This window comes from Escherichia sp. MR, from assembly GCF_005280595.1.
GTDB lineage: Bacteria > Pseudomonadota > Gammaproteobacteria > Enterobacterales > Enterobacteriaceae > Escherichia > Escherichia ruysiae.
Map to the genome: position 1 here is coordinate 1 of NZ_SZVK01000148.1, position 276 is coordinate 276.

A 276-nucleotide genomic window follows, 5' to 3' on the forward strand; every position below is an offset into this window, starting at 1 on the left:
TGATAGAAACAGAAGCCACTGGAGCACCTCAAAAACACCATCATACACTAAATCAGTAAGTTGGCAGCATCACCCAGTTCCGCTGGTAATTCATAGCCTGTTTTTCCCAGATATTCAGCCGGAATAATAACGACTGGCATCGCCATATCGATACAAGTCACCGGGACATCGTCAAAATAATCAATCTGTTTATCTGTCGGGGTAATGACTCTAACTTATTGATAGTGTTTTATGTTCAGATAATGCCCGATGACTTTGTCATGCAGCTCCACCGAT

Annotated in this window: 1 protein-coding gene and 1 pseudogene; both read right to left on the bottom strand. The window is 42.4% G+C overall.

Annotated features, from left to right (window positions below):
• Positions 1–47: 47 nt before the first annotated feature.
• Positions 48–212, bottom strand: a pseudogene (locus FC814_RS22680) (PrpF domain-containing protein); the annotation flags it as partial.
• A 3-nt stretch (positions 213–215) separates the two neighbouring features.
• Positions 216–276, bottom strand: a 61-nt coding sequence (locus FC814_RS23875; protein ID WP_071528444.1) for an IS1 family transposase, incomplete at its 5' end; no start/stop codon positions are given.